This is a genomic window from Rhizobium sp. G21 (assembly GCF_014158035.1).
Taxonomy (GTDB): domain Bacteria; phylum Pseudomonadota; class Alphaproteobacteria; order Rhizobiales; family Rhizobiaceae; genus Rhizobium_E.
Map to the genome: position 1 here is coordinate 3,688,187 of NZ_JACFXW010000001.1, position 16,619 is coordinate 3,704,805.

Sequence of the window (16,619 nt, forward strand, 5' to 3'; positions counted from 1 at the left end):
CTGCTGTTCCTATTTCTCATGGCTTCAAGGGCTCCACCAGTTTGGCGATGACGTCCTTCATCGACACGCCGTCGGCGCGGGCCGCGAAGGTCAGCGCCATGCGGTGCTGCAGAACGGGGCCGGCCAGCGCCGCGACGTCGTCGATCGAGGGGGCGAAGCGGCCTTGATAGAGCGCGCGGGCGCGGGCGGTGAGCATCAGCGCCTGGCCGGCGCGCGGGCCGGGGCCCCAGGCGATGCGGCTGTCGGTGAATGCGTCGCCATGGCCGGGCCGCGCCGAGCGGACGAGTTTCAGGATCGCCTCGACCACGCTTTCCGGCACCGGCATGCGGCGGATCAAGCCTTGAATTTCCAGAAGCCGCGCCGGCGTGATGACGCCTTCGACCTGGGCTTCGGACGTGCCGGTGGTTTCCAGGAGAATGCGGCGCTCGGCCTCGAAATCGGGATATTCGACGTCGATTTCCAGCAGGAAGCGGTCGAGCTGGGCTTCCGGCAGCGGATAGGTGCCTTCCTGCTCCAGCGGGTTCTGCGTCGCCAGCACATGGAAGGGATGCGGCAGGTCGTAACGCTGACCGGTGATGGTGACGTGATATTCCTGCATGGCCTGCAGCAGCGCCGACTGCGTCCGCGGGCTGGCGCGGTTGATCTCGTCCGCCATCAGCAATTCGGAGAAGACGGGGCCTTTGACGAAGCGGAAAGAGCGGCGGCCATGCTCGTCCTGATCCATCACTTCCGAGCCGAGAATGTCTGACGGCATCAGGTCGGGCGTGAACTGGATGCGGTTGGTGGCGAGACCGAGAACGGTGGCGAGGGTGGAGACCAGCTTGGTCTTTGCGAGGCCGGGCACGCCGACGAGAAGCGCATGGCCGCCCGAGAGCACGGCGAGCACGGTCTGCTCGATCACGCTTTCCTGGCCGAAGATCACCTTGCCGGTTTCGGCGCGGATCCGAGCGATGTCCTCCAGCGCCTGTTCGGCCTGGGCCGCGACGGCCTTTTCGTCGATGACGGCGTCCGTCGGTGTAAGTGCGCCCATGAAACCCTCCGGCGATGGTGGCGTTGGTGGTTCGAATCGACCTATCGAAACCCCATATGTCAGATTAAGAGTGACAGTGTGGTCAGAGCGTGACAAGCGCGAAGCTTTCAAGATTGCGTTAGCAATGGATGATGAATGAGGATCAAATCATGGCGGTAGGTGATATCGGCGCACAGAGGAATGCGGGCGACCTCGCCGCGCTGATTGCCCGCGCATCCGCCGATTCCCAGGCGGAGGGACGATCCATGCCGCCGGTCGAGCGCTGGGACCCGCCGTTCTGCGGCGATATCGATATGGAGATCCGCGCCGACGGCACATGGTTCTACATGGGCACCCCAATCGGCCGCGCGCCATTGGTCAGGTTGTTTTCCACAGTCCTGCGCAAGGACGAGGACGGCAAGACCTATCTGGTGACGCCGGTGGAGAAGGTCGGCATACGCGTCGAGGATGCGCCGTTCCTCGCCGTCGAAATGGCGGTCGAGGGCGAGGGGGCGGACCGTGTCCTGTCCTTCCGCACCAATGTCGGCGACGTCGTCGCCGGCGGCTCCGATCATGCGCTCCGCTTCGAGATCGTCGGCGAACAGCGACAGCTCAAGCCCTATCTGCATGTGCGGGGTCGGCTGGAGGCGCTCCTGGCGCGGCCGGTGATGTACGAGCTGGTGGAACTCGGGGAAGTCGTGGATCTGGGCGGCAGGGAGATGTTCGCGGTCCGCTCCGGCGGCGTCTGGTTTCCGATCATGCCGGCGGATGAACTCGAGAGACTGTCGGCATGATCGGCGATTTCTCCGCCGAGGCGTTTCGCGCCCGCGCCGAGCGGCATCTCGCCGCCGGCCCCGGCGACTTTCTCGGCTATGGCGATTACCGGCTCAATCCGGGGGCGGAAATGGGTCTGGTCGACCTCGAGCTCAGGGATGCGGCGGTACTGGTGCCGGTCGTGGACCAGGGCGAAGACGCGCGCGTGATCCTCACCAAACGCACGGCGGCGCTGCGAAAACATTCCGGCCAGATCGCCTTTCCCGGCGGCAAGCTCGAGCCGGATGAAAGCCCTGAAAGCGCGGCGCTTCGCGAGGCCGAGGAGGAAATCGGGCTGGCGCGGCATTTCGTCGAGGTGATCGGCCATCTGCCGCCGATCCCGGTGCTCTCCGGTTTTCGCATCACTCCGGTTCTGTCGATCGTCAAGCCGGGATTTACCCTCTCGCCCAATCCCGGCGAGGTGGAGAGCGTCTTTGAAGCGCCCTTGTCTTTTCTGATGAACCCAGACAACCACGCCCAGGAAACGGCACTGTTTCGCAACCAGCCGCGCCATTATTATGTCATGCCCTATGGCGAATGGCGCATCTGGGGCATCACGGCCGGCATACTCCGGTCGCTTTATGAAAGGTTTTACGAATGACCTCCGTCGCAGGCGAGACCTGGTTTCGAGATCCCGCGCTCACCCGCGTCTTCACGCTGCTCAACGCCGATGGCGGCCAGGCGCGCGTGGTCGGCGGCGCAGTGCGCAACAGCCTGATGGGACTGCCGGTCAGCGACATGGACATCGCCACGACGCTGAAGCCCGAAGAGGTCAAGGTGCGCGCCGAGGCGGCCGGGATCAAATGCGTGCCGACCGGGATCAAGCATGGCACTGTGACGTTGGTGATCGACGGCAGGCCGTTCGAGGTCACAACCCTTCGCCGGGACGTTTCCACCGATGGCCGCCACGCCGAAGTCGCCTTCACCGACGATTGGCGCGCCGACGCCGAGCGGCGCGACCTCACGGTCAATGCGCTCTATGCGGACGCTCAAGGCGAAGTGCATGACTATGTCGGCGGACTTGCCGATATCGACAGCGCCACGATTCGCTTCATCGGCGACCCGGCGACGCGGATCGAGGAGGATCATCTGCGCATCCTGCGTTTCTTCCGCTTCTTCGCCCATTACGGCCGCGGCCGGCCGGATGCGGCCGGCCTCAAGGCCTGCGCCGCCGCTCGTTCGCGGCTTCAGTCTCTTTCGGCCGAGCGCGTCTGGGCGGAGTTGAAGAAACTGCTCTCGGCGCGCGATCCCGGCCGGGCGCTTCTCTGGATGCGCACATCCGCGGTGCTGACCGAGGTGCTGCCGGAGACGGAGAAATGGGGCATCGACGCCATTCCCGGCCTCATCGCCGCGGAGGCGGCTTACGGCTGGACGCCTGATCCGCTGCTGAGGCTCTCGGCGGTCATCCCGCCGGTCGATAGCCGGGTCGAGGCCATGGCGGATCGTCTGAAACTCTCGGGCGCCGAGCGCGCGGTACTCGCGGATTGGGCCGGTTCGGCCGAGATCAAGCCTGATTTGTCCGAGAAGGACATGCGGCTGACGCTTTATCGCAACGGCAAAACCGGCGCGATCCACCGGTTGAAGCTCGCGCTCGCCGGGCAGGTGGCGAAGGGAGAAGATGATCTCGAGGCGCTGGGCCGGCGCGGCGGGCTCAAGCGACTGCTCGATCTCGCAAACCACTGGGAAAGGCCCGTCATGCCCGTCAAGGGCAGCGATCTGATCGCAAAGGGTTTTGCGCCCGGCTCAGAGATGGGCGCGGCGCTGAAGCGCATCGAGGAGCGGTGGGTCGCCTCGGACTTCAAGGCCGACAAGGACGAACTGTTGTCCGCGCCGTCGCTCTGAAAGCTGGCGGCGCGGGTAAATCATCTTCAGCGCATGTAATCCGGCATCGCCCAGGCCTGGAAGCAGTCCGAGCCCTTGGGCGCCGCGACATGCTTCTTGAGGCCTGCCAGGCGGTTATCGTTGCCGGCTTCGGCAATCGCCTCGGCATGCTGATTTTCATAGTAGAAAATCTGTTCGATCATGGACCGCGTCTTGGCGTCGCGCACGGTTTCCAATTTCGTGTCACCAGCCGTCTTGTCATTTGTCGTCATGACACTGCTCCTCAGGTCAATCGGCTAATACAACGACTCATAGCATGTTTCTGTTCCAATTGCATGACATGAATTCTATCACGCATGTTCAAAATCCCGGCATCACGGCCAGCGGACCACCGGCGGCAGGGAAGAGAGGATGGATTCGACATTTCCGCCCGTCTTCAACCCAAAGGTGGTTCCGCGATCGTAGAGCAGGTTGAATTCGACATAGCGGCCGCGGCGGATCAGTTGCTCGTCACGGTCCTCTTCCGTCCAGGGCTGGTTGAAGTTCGCCCGGACGATCTTCGGATAGACCAAGGAAAAAGCGCGGCCGACATCGCGGGTAAAGGCAAAGTCGGCGTCCCAGCCGCCGGCTTCGTCGTCGGAATGCTGCCAGTCATAGAAGATCCCGCCGATACCGCGCGGTTCGTTGCGGTGTTTCAGGAAGAAATACTCGTCGCACCAGCTCTTGAACCGAGGATAATCGGCGACGGGATGGCGGGAGCAGGCGATTTCCATCGTGCGGTGAAAGATCTGTGCGTCCACGTCTTCCTGATTGCGACGCGCGCCGAGCACGGGAGTCAGGGTCGGCGCCGCCGCCGAACCACCACGAATTCGTCACCACCATGCGCGTGTTCATATGTACGGTCGGCACATGCGGGTTGACGGGATGGGCGATCAGCGAAATGCCGGACGCCCAGAATCGCGGGTCCTCCGTCGCGCCCGGAATCTGTTGTCGGAACTCGGGCGAGAATTCGCCATGCACCGTCGAGGTATGGATGGCGGCCTTTTCGAACACCCTGCCTTCGAGCATGGACATCACGCCGCCGCCGCCGGATCCTTCCTCCCTGAGCCAGGCCTTGCGTTGAAAACGGCCCGGGGGCTGGTCGGAGAGAGGACCCTGCAATTCGTCTTCGAGGGATTCGAATGTCTGGCAGAGATGGTCTCTCAGGCTTTTGAACCAGTCGCGCGCGGCCTGCTTCTTTTCGTCGATGTCGGCGGGCAGGCCCGCAGGGAGGGTGGGTCGTTCCATCGCCATGCGCTTTCTCGAAGTTCTCGTTGATTCGTCACACTGCTCCGAAATGCTGAAGAGAAAATCAACCATGCGCCAAAATTTCCGCCGCGTGGTATTTATTTCAAGACGCATTAATCCTTTCCTAGGACATCCGACCGTATCGATTTACTCAGGCTTAATTTTTGCGCGCCAATGAATGGCCGTGGGCCGGCAAAACTGTGCATGCGCGTAACCAGGAGTTGCATGGACAATTGGACCGCGTTTGGAAGACTTGCCTCCAAGCGCATCTGGCAGGTTAGCGATGTGGTTTAGCGGATTGAAAAAGTCATCTGGTGCGATGTCAGGCGCCAAGTCCGTCGAAGGAGGCGGACTTACGGTGATGTTCAATGACGGACGCGACGTGATCAAGGCGCTGTCGCAATTCAATGCGCGGCGCGTGAAGCAGATGATCGCCGCGATCAACCTCCTGATCGTGCTTTCGCTCATCAACAACCTCGTCTTCGACAGGGGCGCTTGGCTTAGCGTCGCCGCCATGTCGGTCTTCGGGCTGCTCTGGATCGCGCGGGTATTTTTCGATCGCGAGCGACCGGCGATCGGCCAGTTCCTGTTTATATGGACGATCTTCGCTTCGGTCACCGCGATCACCTGGCTGGGCGACGGGCTGCGCGACCAGGTCATCCTCGGCAACGTCACCGTTCTGGTGTTTGCGGCCATGCTGTCGACGCCGAAGCATTTTCTCATTCTTTATCTGGCGATCGTCGCCAACGCTTTCGCGCTGGGCTTCGCCAGCGAATATCACTGGGTCGATTTCGGGCTTTTCCCGTTCGATTGGTCGAATGTCGGCGATGTGCTGCTGCTCTATTCGGTGACGGCGGTGACGATCTTCATGCTGGCAACCGACATGCGTTCGCTGCTGGGCGCGCTACAACAGCGAGTATCGAAAGGCGAAAGCGTCGGAAAACGAGATCTACAGGCTTGCCAATCACGACGCCCTGACCGGGCTGCCGAATCTGTTCAGCGCCCAGAAGAAATATCGCGACGATCAGGCTCGGGCGCCGGATGCGCAGGCGACGCTGTTTCTGATCGGTCTCGACAATTTCAAGGCGGTCAACGATTCCCTCGGCCATGTGTTCGGGGATCTCGTGCTCAAGACCATCGCCGACCGGCTCAACAAGATCGCCGGCGACGACTTGATCGCGTTCCGGGTCGCCGGAGACGTGTTCGGCATCCTCACGCATCGGCCGTCGAACACCGACGAAATCATGGCGACCGCAGAACGGATCAGCGGCAAGGTCAGCGAACCGCTCGGCGCCGGGCACCAATATATCATGCTGACCTGTTCGATCGGGGCTGCGCAGGGCTCAGGCGTCGATCCCGACTTCGAAACCTTGCGCCGTGAAGCCGACATCGCGCTCTATCGCGCCAAGGGCTCGGGACGAAACGCCTTCAAACTATTCGACGAGAGCATGAACAGCCAGGCGATCGCCTCGATCAGCATGGCGGCCAAGCTCAAGACGGCGATCGAGCGGCGCGAATTCCAGATCTATCTCCAGCCCAAGGTGGAGCTGGACACCGGCCGCATCAGGGGCGCGGAAGCGCTGTTGCGCTGGTTTCCCGAAGGCGAGCCGCCGGTGCGTCCCGACGACTTCATCCCGGTCGCCGAGAATACCGGCATGATCGTGGAAATCGGCGAATGGGTCATCCAGCAGGCCTGCATGGAATGCAGGCGCATTCAGCGCCTGGATTTGCCGGACTTCTCCATCGCCGTGAATGTTTCGGCGGTGCAGTTCAAGAGGGGCAATCTCGAGCACGTCGTGCTGGACGCTCTCTATGTGAGCGGTCTCGGACCGCAGTCGCTGGAAATCGAGCTGACGGAATCCATGCTGCTGGAAGACGAATACGATATTCGCGGCCAGGATCAGCCGCCTTGCGGCGAAGGGCGTGAAATTCTCGGTCGACGATTTCGGCAAGGGTTATTCCAACCTCGGCAATCTCAGCCGTTTCGAAGTGTCGACGCTCAAGATCGACCAGTCCTTCGTCTTCGGCATGTTCGACAATCCGCAGAGCGCGGCGCTGGTCGAAGCCATCGTGCGCATGGCCAAGGCGCTCGGCCTCAAGATCGTCGCCGAAGGCGTGGAAACACAGCGCGCCGCCAATATGCTCGGGCTGCATGGAGTCGATTATGCTCAGGGCTATTTCTGGTCCAGGCCGCTCGACGTCGAATCCTTCATCGCCTATGCCGCGCCGGATGGCATGGCGAAAGCGAATCGGGCCTGACGGCGCCTTTTCTTACTCCAGGACGCAAATACGACCCGGCCGGTCGCAGGGCACGGGGAGCGTCAGCTCGCCAGCAGCCGTTTCAGACCGGCGCCGTCGCTGTTCATGATGTTGAGCGCCTGCGCCCGCAGCGCGTCTCGCGTCACCGACGCCAGCAGGGCGTCGATTTCCTTGCCGATGTCCATGGGCCCCTTGTCGCCACTCGATTGCTCCACGGGATCGCCGTTCGGCCATCGCACCGCGTCGAGACGAGCGCCGCCGCCGGCGAGACCCGCCGTGATGGAGGCGAGCGCCGCGCGCATGCCCTTGAGGTCCTCGTCCGACACATCGTCGGCGATGGAGATCTCGCGCGACAGTTCCTGGCCGTAGGAGGCGTCGTCGGACAGGAGGTGATAGCCGCCGAACTCCAGGTCCTCGGAGGCTCCGTATGGGCGGGTGAGAATGCCGTCGGCCGCGTCCGCGGAACTGATCAATAGGATCGGGGACGTGTCCACCGGGATGGCGTCGTCGCCGGCCGGGAGCGGCAGCCTCTTGTCCTGCGGGTCCTGGCCGAAGTCGAGCGTGAGCCAGTTCACGCCGTCTCTCTCGGCGTCGGCGATTTCCGCTCGGAGGCGGTCTTTCAGCATATCGACATCGGCGCCGAGATCGCTACGCCGCTCCGGCTCCTTGATGGCGGCGTCGACCCGGCCGAGAATGGCGGCCACCGTTTTCTGCACCTTTCGCAGGCCGACATCCGCCGCATCCAGGCTGGCGGAGACCCTGTCCAATTCGGGGGGCTGCGTCGACGGGTTGATCGAACGCAGTCACTGGTTTTTCCACATAGGTTGGAATGTCGAAGGGGCGTTGACCGCCGGGGGCGACCTGCTCCCCGGGCATCGGCCTTTGCTTGATCCAGAACGGCGTCACGGGCGCCAGAAGACTTGGTTTCATCGATATTATCCCTGTTTTGGGACGATGATAAGGAAACCACCTCGCCATTCCGTGAAAATAAGTAGTAAATAATCATCAAATCTCGGCGAAACCGGTCTGGCGCAGCGCTTCGCCGGCGATCATGGCCGCCGACATCGCGACATTGATGGAGCGGCGTCCCTCGCGCATCGGGATCAGGACCCGGGCGTCAGCCTTGTCATGCACGGCATCGGGCACACCGGCGCTTTCGCGACCGAACAGCAGGATGTCGCCGTCGGCGAAGGAGAAGTCGGTATAGCGCATCGCCGCCTTGGTGGAGGCGAGAACCAGCCTGCGGCCTTGCTCCGCCCGCCAGGCTTCGAAATGCGCCCAGTCGATATGGCGATTGAGGCTCGCCGCCTCGAGATAATCGAGCCCTGCGCGGCGCAGGTTGCGGTCGGATGAATCGAAGCCTGCAGGCTCGATGAGCTCCACCGTCAGGCCGAGACAGGCCGCCAGCCGCAGGATCGTGCCGGTATTGCCGGCGATATCGGGCTGGTAAAGCGCGATCGACAGGCCCGGCATGGCATTTCTCCCATCTCGATATGGTTGCTCGTTGGTGCGTTACCGCCTCTGTGCTCAAATGGCAACATGGGCCGTCCGCAAGACCCCGGACGCCAGATTTCGCGGGGCCAGGGCTGGCGATCGCCCCGATTTGCGGTTAGTGAAGGCTCACTTTCAATGCGGAGAGGGAGGACGCTATGGATAACATCGCTGTGGTCGGCGTTCTCATTGCCTGGCGCGCAACCCGCCGCCGCTGATTTTTTCCCGCGTATCTTTACATCTGCAATTTGTTTCGCCGCCGGCGCAAGCGCGCCTTGAGCTTCAGTCCTCTGAAGCGCGGCAGCCGCCAATGGAGCATCGTCATGTTCGCCTGGTTCGAATCCCGTGTGAATCCCTATCCGGTCGAGGAGCCCGCCCGCCCGCCTGCGACGCTGTTCGCTTTCATCCTGCACTATTCCCGTCCGGTCATGTTCTGGCTGATCCTGATGGCCGTCGTGACCGCCGCGATCGGCGTCGGCGAAGTGATGTTGTTCAACTTTCTCGGCCAGATCGTCGATTGGCTGGCGAAGTCGGACCCCAAGACCTTTTTCGCCGACGAAGGCGACACCTTGCTGGCCATGGGCGCCTTCGCGCTCATCGTCCTGCCGGGGCTCGTGGTGTTCCAGTCGCTGATCGTGCATCAGGTGCTGCTCGGCAATTACCCGATGATCGGCCGCTGGCAGATGCATCGCTATCTGCTGCGCCAGAGCATGACTTTCTTCGCCAACGAATTCGCCGGCCGCGTGGCGACCAAGGTGATGCAGACCTCGCTCGCCGTGCGCGAAGTGGCGATGAAGGTGCTCGACGTCTTCGTCTATGTGTTGAGCTATTTCATCTCGATGTTCGCCGTGGTCGGCATGGCCGATTGGCGGCTGATGGGCCCGTTGGCGCTCTGGGTCGTCTGCTACGCCGGCTTGCTGACCTATTTCGTGCCGCGCCTGCGGAAGATATCGGAAAAGCAAGCCGACGCCCGCTCGATGATGACCGGCCGTATCGTCGACAGCTACACCAATATCGCCACGGTGAAGCTGTTCTCGCATGCGGGGCGCGAAGAGGCCTACGCCAAGCGCGGCATGGACGAGTTCCTGCAGACCGTGCATGGCCAGATGCGCTACGTGACCACCTTCCACGCGCTGGTGCACACCAACAACGCCATACTCGGCGTGCTGACGACGACGATGTCGATCTGGTTCTGGTCGAACGGCTCGATTGAACTCGGGGTGATCGCGGTCGCGATCTCGCTGGCGCTGCGCATCAACGGCATGTCGCAATGGATCATGTGGGAAGTGTCGGCGCTGTTCGAAAACATCGGCACGGTCTATGACGGCATGGGCATGCTGTCGAAGAGGCAGGACATTCTCGACAAGCCCAATGCGCCGTCGCTCAAGGCCGACAAGGGCGGCATCGATTTCGACCGTATCCGCTTCCATTACGGCAAGAGCAAAGGCGTGATCCAGGACATCACGCTGTCGATCAAACCGGGCGAGAAGGTGGGGCTGGTCGGCCGCTCCGGCGCCGGCAAGACCACGCTGATGAACCTGCTCCTGCGCTTCTACGATCTCGAAGGCGGCCAGATCCGCGTCGACGGTCAGGATATCGCCGATGTGACGCAAGACAGCCTGCGCGCCAAGGTCGGCGTGGTCACGCAGGACACGTCGCTGCTGCATCGCTCCGTGCGCGACAACATCGCCTATGGCCTGCCGGGCGCCAGCGACGCCGAGATCATCGAAGCGGCCAAGCGCGCCAATGCCTGGGAGTTCATCGAGACGCTGGTCGATCCGCAGGGCCGCAAGGGCCTCGACGCCCAGGTCGGCGAGCGCGGCGTGAAACTGTCCGGCGGCCAACGCCAGCGCGTCGCCATCGCGCGTGTTTTCCTGAAGGACGCGCCGATCCTGATCCTCGACGAGGCGACCTCCGCGCTCGATTCCGAAGTCGAGGCGGCGATCCAGGAAAACCTGTTCGCGCTGATGGAGGGCAAGACGGTGATCGCCATTGCGCACCGACTGTCGACGCTGACCGAGATGGACCGACTCGTCGTGCTCGACAAGGGCGCGATCCAGGAAGAAGGCGCTCATGCCGATCTGGTCGCCCAAGGCGGCATCTACGCCGATCTCTGGCGTCGCCAGTCGGGTGGCTTTCTCGCCGACGATCCCGAAGCGGAAGCCGCAGCCGAGTAAGCCCGAGGCCGATTGCTCACTCCGCCGCCTCGGACCCTGCCAGGTTCGGGGCGGTTTCCTGTTGCGCGGGGGCGACGGTGAGGCGGTAACCGAGGGCGGCCAAGACCGCGAGCAACGATTTCAAGCTGGGATTGCCCTCTTCGGAAAAACTGCGATAGAGCGCTTCACGCGCAAGACCCGTTTCCGACGCGAGCCGGCTCATGCCAGCGGCGCGCGCCACGATTCCTATAGCGTGAGCGATGTAACCGGGATCTCCCGTCTCGAACGCGTCATCTAGAAAATAGGTTCTCGCCTCGTCGCTATTGAGATATTCGGCCGGGTCGAAGGCCGTCAGTTCTTCCGCCATGTCAGAACTCCAAATCGTTCAGGATTGATTTTGCTCGTTTAATGTCCCGCTTCTGGCTTCCCTTGTCTCCGGCGCACAGGAGGATCACAATCTGTCCCGCGCGTCGAGTAAAATAGATCCGTAAGCCTGGTCCGTAGTGAATACGCATTTCCCATAGACCTTCGCTCAAGTGCTTCACATCGCCAGGATGCCCTGCGCCGAGACGGGTGACCCGTGCGGCAATCGCCGCCGTCATGGTGGGGTCCGATGAGTCGCACAACCATTCGCGAAAGGTCTCAGTCTGGACAATCTCGAACATTGTAATCCATATATTACAATCAATGAACTGCGCTTTGAATTTTTGTTCCCGAGCCAACTGCTCCAGATTGTAATGCGCATGATGCGCCATTGGGCCCTGGCGTCAAGATCGGCGTATCAAGGGCTCCGACCCTTGTCCCGCCATGAAAAGTCTTTATAGCCCCGTCATGATCTTTCGCTCCATTTCCCGGCTGTTCGAAAGCTGGATCGATCCGTTTCGCCCTCGCGACAATTACCGCCCGCCGGAAAAGGCTTTGGCCTTCGTCTGGCATTTCGTGTCCCAGGCCAAGGGCGCCTTTCTGGCCATGCTCGTCCTCGGCGGCGTGGTGGCGATGCTGGAGGCGGGGTTGTTCTGGTTCACGGGGCGCCTCGTCGACCTGCTCGACGGCGCGACGCCGGCCGCCGGCTGGGCTGGATTGCTGGGCGATCACGGGCTCGAAATACTCGGCATGGCGTTCATCGTGCTGGTCGTGCGTTTTCTCGCCATTGCGCTCGGCGCGCTGGTCGAGGAACAGACGGTGGTGCCGGGCTTCTTCAATATGGTGCGCTGGCAGGCGCATGCGCAGGTGTCGCGCCAATCGCTGACCTTCTTCAACAACGAGTCGTCCGGCCGCGTGGTCAGCCGGGTCTGGTCGGCGGGGCAGGCGACGGGCGATCTCATGGTGTCGCTCCTGCAGGTCGTCTGGTTCATGCTCGTCTATACGATGACGACGCTGACGCTGATTTCGAGCCTCGATCTCAGATTGGGCGGCATCGTCGCCGCCTGGATCGTCATCTTCGGCCTGATCGCCCGCTATTTCGTCCCGCGGGTGCGCAAGCATGCCCGCGAGACCGCCGACATGTCGTCGATGATCAACGGCCGGCTCACCGACAGCTACGCCAATATCCAGACGCTGAAGCTCTTCAGCCGCGAAGAGGACAATGATCGCTTCATCCGCGACGGCTTCGAGCAGTTTCGCCGGACGCTGATCCGCTTCACCCGTCATCTCACCGGGGTCCGCGCCTCGCTCGCTTTCTTGTCCGGCCTGATGATCACCGCGATCGGCGCGATGGCGATCGAGTTGTGGATGCGCGGGGAGATCACCACAGGCTCTGTCGCCTTCACCCTAGGCCTCGTGCTCAGGATGAACATGCTGCTCGGCCGCATGATGGGCCAGTTCAACGCGGTGATGCGCAATATCGGCACGATCCAGAATTCCGCCGACATGCTGGCCGCGCCTGTCACGCTCGTCGACAAGCCCGGCGCGCCCGAACTCGTCATGCGCGAACCGTCGATCCGCTTCGACAATGTGCGTTTTCACTATGGTCGCGAGGCGGGCGTCATCGAAGGGCTGTCGCTGGCGATCGGGGCAGGGGAGCGGGTCGGCATCGTCGGTCGTTCCGGCGCGGGCAAATCGACGCTCGTCAATCTGCTGCTGCGATTCTACGACGTGCAGGGCGGCCGTATTCTGGTGTCGGGCCAGGATGTTCGAGACGTGAAGCAGGAAAGCCTGCGCAAGCATATAGGCATGGTCACGCAGGACACGGCGCTGCTCAACCGTTCGATCCGCGACAATATTCTGTTCGGGCGCGGGGACGCGTCGGACCAGGCGATGGCGCAGGCTGCCGCGGAAGCCGAGGCCGACGGCTTCATCGCCGATCTCGTCGACCACAAGGGCCGCAAGGCCTACGACGCTCATGTCGGCGAGCGGGGCGTGAAACTGTCGGGCGGCCAGCGCCAGCGGGTGGCGATCGCCCGCATGTTGCTCAAGGATGCGCCGATCCTCGTCTTCGACGAGCCGACCTCGGCGCTCGACTCGGAAGTCGAAGCGGCGATTCAACAGAATCTGGAGCGGCAGATGCGGGGCAAGACGGTGCTGGTCATCGCGCACCGTCTCTCCACCATCGCCCATCTCGACCGCCTCGTCGTGATCGACGGCGGGCGGATTGCGGAGGAGGGAAGTCATGAGGCGCTGATCGCCCATGGCGGCATCTACGCCGATCTGTGGGCGCGTCAATCCGGCGGCTTCATCGCGCCGGACTGAGCATTCTCATTCTTCCCAGACGATTTCGCTGATCAGGCCGTAATGATTGGAGCCGATCGGATCGGGGATGCGCTCGAGCGCGCCGATCTTCACCTGGCCGCGCGCGAAGACGTGGTCGATCGCCATGCCGATCTGCGGCAGAGCGACCGGCCATGTGTTCGGCTCGGAGTCGGCCGTTCTCAGGCCGGTCGCGCGCAGGAAGGCGCGAATGTCGGACACGAGAATCGAGGCGTTGAAATCGCCCGCAAGCACCATGGCGCCGGGATAGGCGTCGAGGCGGCGGGCGACCTGAGCCAGTTCGATTTCATGGAAATTGTCGAAATACGGCTTGGTGAGATGGACATTCGCGAAATTGACGACCCGTCCGTCGAAATCGATGCTGGCCAGCATCAGGCGGTCGCGATAGATCGGGCTCGCGGTGAAGACTTCGCCGCGCAGGAAGGGCCGTTTGGACCAGAGGGACTGGTCGCAGGTGATGGTCTTGGCGCCGCAGCCCAGCCGATAGGGATAGAGGGCCTTGATGCGGTCGATCTCCGGGCCGATCGGCGCCGATTCCTGGATGAAGACGACATCGGCGCCCGATCCGATGATGTAATCCGCGATCCGCGGCCCGCCCGGACCGTTGTTCCCCATGATATTGAATGACAGGAAGCGGAGAAGCGGCTCGGCCTTTTCGGCTCTGACAGGCACCTGGCGAAACTCCCCGAGCATGAAAACACCATGCGCGCCGATCGCCACGGCGAGCGCCATCATCAGTCCCGTCGTCACGCTGCGATGCAACATGAAGGCCGAGCCAGCGATCAAAAAAGCCAAGATCGCCGCCTGAACTTGAAAACTAGAAATTGTAAAGAAAAGCCACGAATTCGAGAGATATCTGCCGGTTAACGCGACTAGCAGCAGTGCTGAAAGCGTGCCGAGAATGGTCGAAATCGTCTTCATGGTCGATGCTCGAGAATATTGCGCTGCAGCGCGCTACCATCTGGGAATGTCGGGCGCAATTGGGATTTGTCAAACGCATAAGCGCAAAGGATCACATTTTGCTCCGGTGGCGGCGCCGAAGTGGAAAATCGGCCCGCTCCTCCGCGACAATCTGCCCCCATCCCATTGCCAACCCTAGACTTAATCTGCAATCAAGCATAGAACGCAATTTGAAAGTTGGGGAATCTAAGGCCGTTTCGCGGCTATCGGAGAACTTTCATCTAATCTGGTTTAAATCGACTCTGCGCAAAGGATGGGAAAACCGTGAGCGGACACGAGACGACAAGCGGGGATGCAGGCGGGCCGACCCGTCGCGATTTTCTTTACCTCACGACGGGCATGGCGGGCGCAGTGGGCGCCGTTGCCGTGGCCTGGCCTTTCATCGATCAGATGCGCCCTGATGCGTCTACTCTGGCTCTCGCCTCCATCGAAGTGGATGTCGGCGCGCTCGAGCCCGGCATGTCGTTGACGGCGAAGTGGCGCGGCAAGCCGATCTTCATCCGCAACCGCACGCCGGAAGAAGTCGAAGCCGCCAACAAGGTCGCTTTGACGGACCTCAAGGACCCGGTTGCGCGCAACGGCAATCTGCCGGCCGACGCCCAGGCGACCGATCTCGATCGCTCGGCGGGCAAAGGCAAGGAAAACTGGATCGTGATGATCGGCTCCTGCACCCATCTCGGTTGCGTGCCGCTCGGGCAGGCCGGCGATTTCGGCGGATGGTTCTGTCCCTGCCACGGCTCGCATTACGATACGGCGGGCCGTATCCGGAAAGGTCCGGCGCCGCAGAATCTCGCGATCCCGACCTTCTCGTTCGTTTCCGACACTGTGATCAAGATCGGCTAAGGGGGACTGCGGATCATGAGCGCTGAACACCATTCGACATACGAGCCACGCACGGCTCTGACCAAATTCATCGATTCCCGGCTGCCTTTGCCGCGCCTGATGTATGATTCCTTCGTGGCCTATCCGGTGCCGCGCAATCTGAACTTCGCCTACACCTTCGGCGCCATGCTGTCGGTGATGCTGATCGTGCAGATCCTGACCGGCGTCGTGCTCGCCATGCATTACGCAGCCGAGACGACGGTGGCCTTCTCCTCCGTCGAAAAGATCATGCGCGACGTCAACCATGGTTGGCTGCTGCGCTACATGCACGCCAACGGCGCGTCGTTCTTCTTCATCGCGGTCTATCTGCATATCGCCCGCGGCCTGTATTACGGCTCCTACAAGGCGCCGCGCGAAATCCTCTGGATCCTCGGCGTGATCATCTATCTCCTGATGATGGCGGCGGGCTTCATGGGCTATGTGCTGCCCTGGGGCCAGATGTCCTTCTGGGGCGCGACCGTGATCACCGGCTTCTTCTCGGCCTTCCCCTTCGTCGGCGATTGATCCAGCAGTTCCTGCTCGGCGGCTTCGCGGTCGACAACCCCACGCTCAACCGCTTCTTCGCGCTGCATTATCTGCTGCCGTTCATGATTGCGGGCGTGGTGGTACTGCATGTCTGGGCGCTGCACGTCACCGGCCAGACCAACCCGACCGGCGTGGAAGTCAAGTCCAAGACCGACACCGTGCCGTTCACCCCTTACGCCACCCTGAAGGACGCCTTCTATGTGGTGTTGTTCCTGCTGGTCTATGCCTGGTTCGTCTTCTATCAGCCGAACTTCCTCGGCCATCCGGACAACTATGTCGAGGCCAATCCGCTGAAGACGCCGGCGCATATCGTGCCTGAATGGTATTATCTGCCCTTCTACGCGATGCTGCGCGCCATCACCTTCAACGTCGGCCCGATCGACTCCAAACTCGGCGGCGTGCTCGTGATGTTCGGTTCGATCATCATCCTGTTCTTCCTGCCTTGGCTCGACACGTCCAAGGTCCGTTCGGCGGTCTACCGTCCCTGGTACAAGACCTTCTTCTGGATCTTCGTGGTCAATGCGATCATGCTCGGCTGGCTGGGCTCGCGCCCTGCGGAAGGCCTGTATGTGATCATGTCGCAGATCGGCACCGCCTACTATTTCGGTTTCTTCCTCGTCATCATGCCGCTGCTTGGCCTGTTCGAGACGCCGCGCCGCATACCGAATTCGATCACGGAAGCCGTGCTCGAAAAGACCGCCAAGGCCTGA

At 62.1% G+C, this 16,619-nt stretch carries 16 protein-coding genes and 3 pseudogenes; 10 read left to right on the forward strand and 9 right to left on the reverse strand.

Translation table 11 applies throughout. The features are described 5' to 3' along the window. Positions 1–16: 16 nt before the first annotated feature. On the reverse strand, positions 17–1,030 hold the full coding sequence (locus H2O14_RS18350) for an AAA family ATPase (RefSeq protein WP_182828787.1): 1,014 nt from the start codon (positions 1,028–1,030) through the stop codon (positions 17–19). Positions 1,031–1,179: 149 nt separating this feature from the next. Here H2O14_RS18350 and H2O14_RS18355 point away from each other — a divergent pair, with 149 nt between their 5' ends. From H2O14_RS18355 to H2O14_RS18365, 3 genes are read left to right on the forward strand one after another with little or no spacing between them, the layout of a single operon-like run. Further along, positions 1,180–1,803, forward strand: a complete 624-nt coding sequence (locus H2O14_RS18355; protein ID WP_182828788.1) for a DUF1285 domain-containing protein — start codon at positions 1,180–1,182, stop codon at positions 1,801–1,803. After that, positions 1,800–2,423, forward strand: a complete 624-nt coding sequence (locus H2O14_RS18360) for a CoA pyrophosphatase (RefSeq protein ID WP_182828789.1) — start codon at positions 1,800–1,802, stop codon at positions 2,421–2,423. The genes H2O14_RS18355 and H2O14_RS18360 overlap by 4 nt, the downstream gene beginning before the upstream one ends. Further along, complete coding sequence (locus tag H2O14_RS18365; RefSeq protein ID WP_182828790.1) at positions 2,420–3,664, forward strand: CCA tRNA nucleotidyltransferase; 1,245 nt, start codon at positions 2,420–2,422, stop codon at positions 3,662–3,664. The genes H2O14_RS18360 and H2O14_RS18365 overlap by 4 nt, the downstream gene beginning before the upstream one ends. A gap of 26 nt (positions 3,665–3,690) precedes the next feature. Here H2O14_RS18365 and H2O14_RS18370 read toward each other — a convergent pair whose 3' ends face one another. From H2O14_RS18370 to H2O14_RS26830, 3 genes and pseudogenes are all read right to left on the reverse strand, one after another. After that, positions 3,691–3,915: a hypothetical protein gene (locus H2O14_RS18370; RefSeq protein ID WP_182828791.1), complete on the reverse strand. Its 225-nt coding sequence runs from the start codon at positions 3,913–3,915 to the stop codon at positions 3,691–3,693. 102 nt (positions 3,916–4,017) lie between these two features. Further along, positions 4,018–4,930: pseudogene (gene hemF / locus H2O14_RS18375) on the reverse strand (oxygen-dependent coproporphyrinogen oxidase). Between the two features lie 322 nt (positions 4,931–5,252). Further along, a complete protein-coding gene (locus tag H2O14_RS26830; protein ID WP_210275475.1) occupies positions 5,253–5,711 on the reverse strand; it encodes a hypothetical protein in 459 nt (152 codons plus the stop codon). Between the two features lie 211 nt (positions 5,712–5,922). On the opposite strand from H2O14_RS26830, the pseudogene H2O14_RS29500 reads away from it, so the two are divergent. Then, positions 5,923–6,747, forward strand: a pseudogene (locus H2O14_RS29500) (diguanylate cyclase domain-containing protein); the annotation flags it as partial. A gap of 106 nt (positions 6,748–6,853) precedes the next feature. Beyond that, entirely contained in the window at positions 6,854–7,189 is a 336-nt protein-coding gene (locus H2O14_RS28535; protein WP_182828792.1) for an EAL domain-containing protein, read from the forward strand. Positions 7,190–7,251: 62 nt separating this feature from the next. On the opposite strand, the gene H2O14_RS18395 is transcribed toward H2O14_RS28535, so the two are convergent. Together H2O14_RS18395 and H2O14_RS18400 are read right to left on the reverse strand one after the other, a co-directional pair. Beyond that, on the reverse strand, positions 7,252–7,956 hold the full coding sequence (locus H2O14_RS18395) for a hypothetical protein (protein WP_182828793.1): 705 nt from the start codon (positions 7,954–7,956) through the stop codon (positions 7,252–7,254). Between the two features lie 238 nt (positions 7,957–8,194). Then, on the reverse strand, positions 8,195–8,662 hold the full coding sequence (locus H2O14_RS18400; RefSeq protein ID WP_182828794.1) for a tRNA (cytidine(34)-2'-O)-methyltransferase: 468 nt from the start codon (positions 8,660–8,662) through the stop codon (positions 8,195–8,197). 341 nt (positions 8,663–9,003) lie between these two features. Between H2O14_RS18400 and H2O14_RS18405 the strand changes: the two genes are divergently transcribed. Then, positions 9,004–10,857, forward strand: a complete 1,854-nt coding sequence (locus H2O14_RS18405) for an ABC transporter ATP-binding protein (protein WP_182828795.1) — start codon at positions 9,004–9,006, stop codon at positions 10,855–10,857. 16 nt (positions 10,858–10,873) lie between these two features. Here H2O14_RS18405 and H2O14_RS18410 read toward each other — a convergent pair whose 3' ends face one another. Next, the gene (locus H2O14_RS18410; RefSeq protein ID WP_182828796.1) at positions 10,874–11,203 is read right to left on the reverse strand and encodes an addiction module antidote protein; all 330 of its coding nucleotides are present in this window, start codon (positions 11,201–11,203) and stop codon (positions 10,874–10,876) included. Between the two features lies 1 nt (position 11,204). After that, on the reverse strand, positions 11,205–11,591 hold the full coding sequence (locus H2O14_RS18415; RefSeq protein ID WP_312858624.1) for a type II toxin-antitoxin system RelE/ParE family toxin: 387 nt from the start codon (positions 11,589–11,591) through the stop codon (positions 11,205–11,207). Positions 11,592–11,667: 76 nt separating this feature from the next. Here H2O14_RS18415 and H2O14_RS18420 point away from each other — a divergent pair, with 76 nt between their 5' ends. Further along, positions 11,668–13,524, forward strand: coding sequence for an ABC transporter ATP-binding protein (locus H2O14_RS18420; protein ID WP_182829434.1), 1,857 nt, complete (start codon positions 11,668–11,670; stop codon positions 13,522–13,524). 6 nt (positions 13,525–13,530) lie between these two features. Here the strand turns inward: H2O14_RS18420 and H2O14_RS18425 are convergent, their stop codons facing one another. Next, positions 13,531–14,337 carry an endonuclease/exonuclease/phosphatase family protein gene (locus H2O14_RS18425; RefSeq protein WP_182828797.1) on the reverse strand — a complete coding sequence of 269 codons (807 nt, stop codon included), beginning with the start codon at positions 14,335–14,337 and terminating at the stop codon, positions 13,531–13,533. A 429-nt stretch (positions 14,338–14,766) separates the two neighbouring features. On the opposite strand from H2O14_RS18425, the gene petA reads away from it, so the two are divergent. The 3 genes and pseudogenes from petA to H2O14_RS27680 all read left to right on the forward strand — a co-directional run bounded on the left by petA (position 14,767) and on the right by H2O14_RS27680 (position 16,619). Beyond that, positions 14,767–15,345: a ubiquinol-cytochrome c reductase iron-sulfur subunit gene (gene petA / locus H2O14_RS18430; protein ID WP_182828798.1), complete on the forward strand. Its 579-nt coding sequence runs from the start codon at positions 14,767–14,769 to the stop codon at positions 15,343–15,345. A gap of 165 nt (positions 15,346–15,510) precedes the next feature. Beyond that, positions 15,511–16,115 (forward strand): annotated as a pseudogene (locus tag H2O14_RS27675) (cytochrome b); the annotation flags it as partial. Positions 16,116–16,220: 105 nt separating this feature from the next. Beyond that, positions 16,221–16,619, forward strand: a complete 399-nt coding sequence (locus H2O14_RS27680; RefSeq protein WP_312858680.1) for a hypothetical protein — start codon at positions 16,221–16,223, stop codon at positions 16,617–16,619.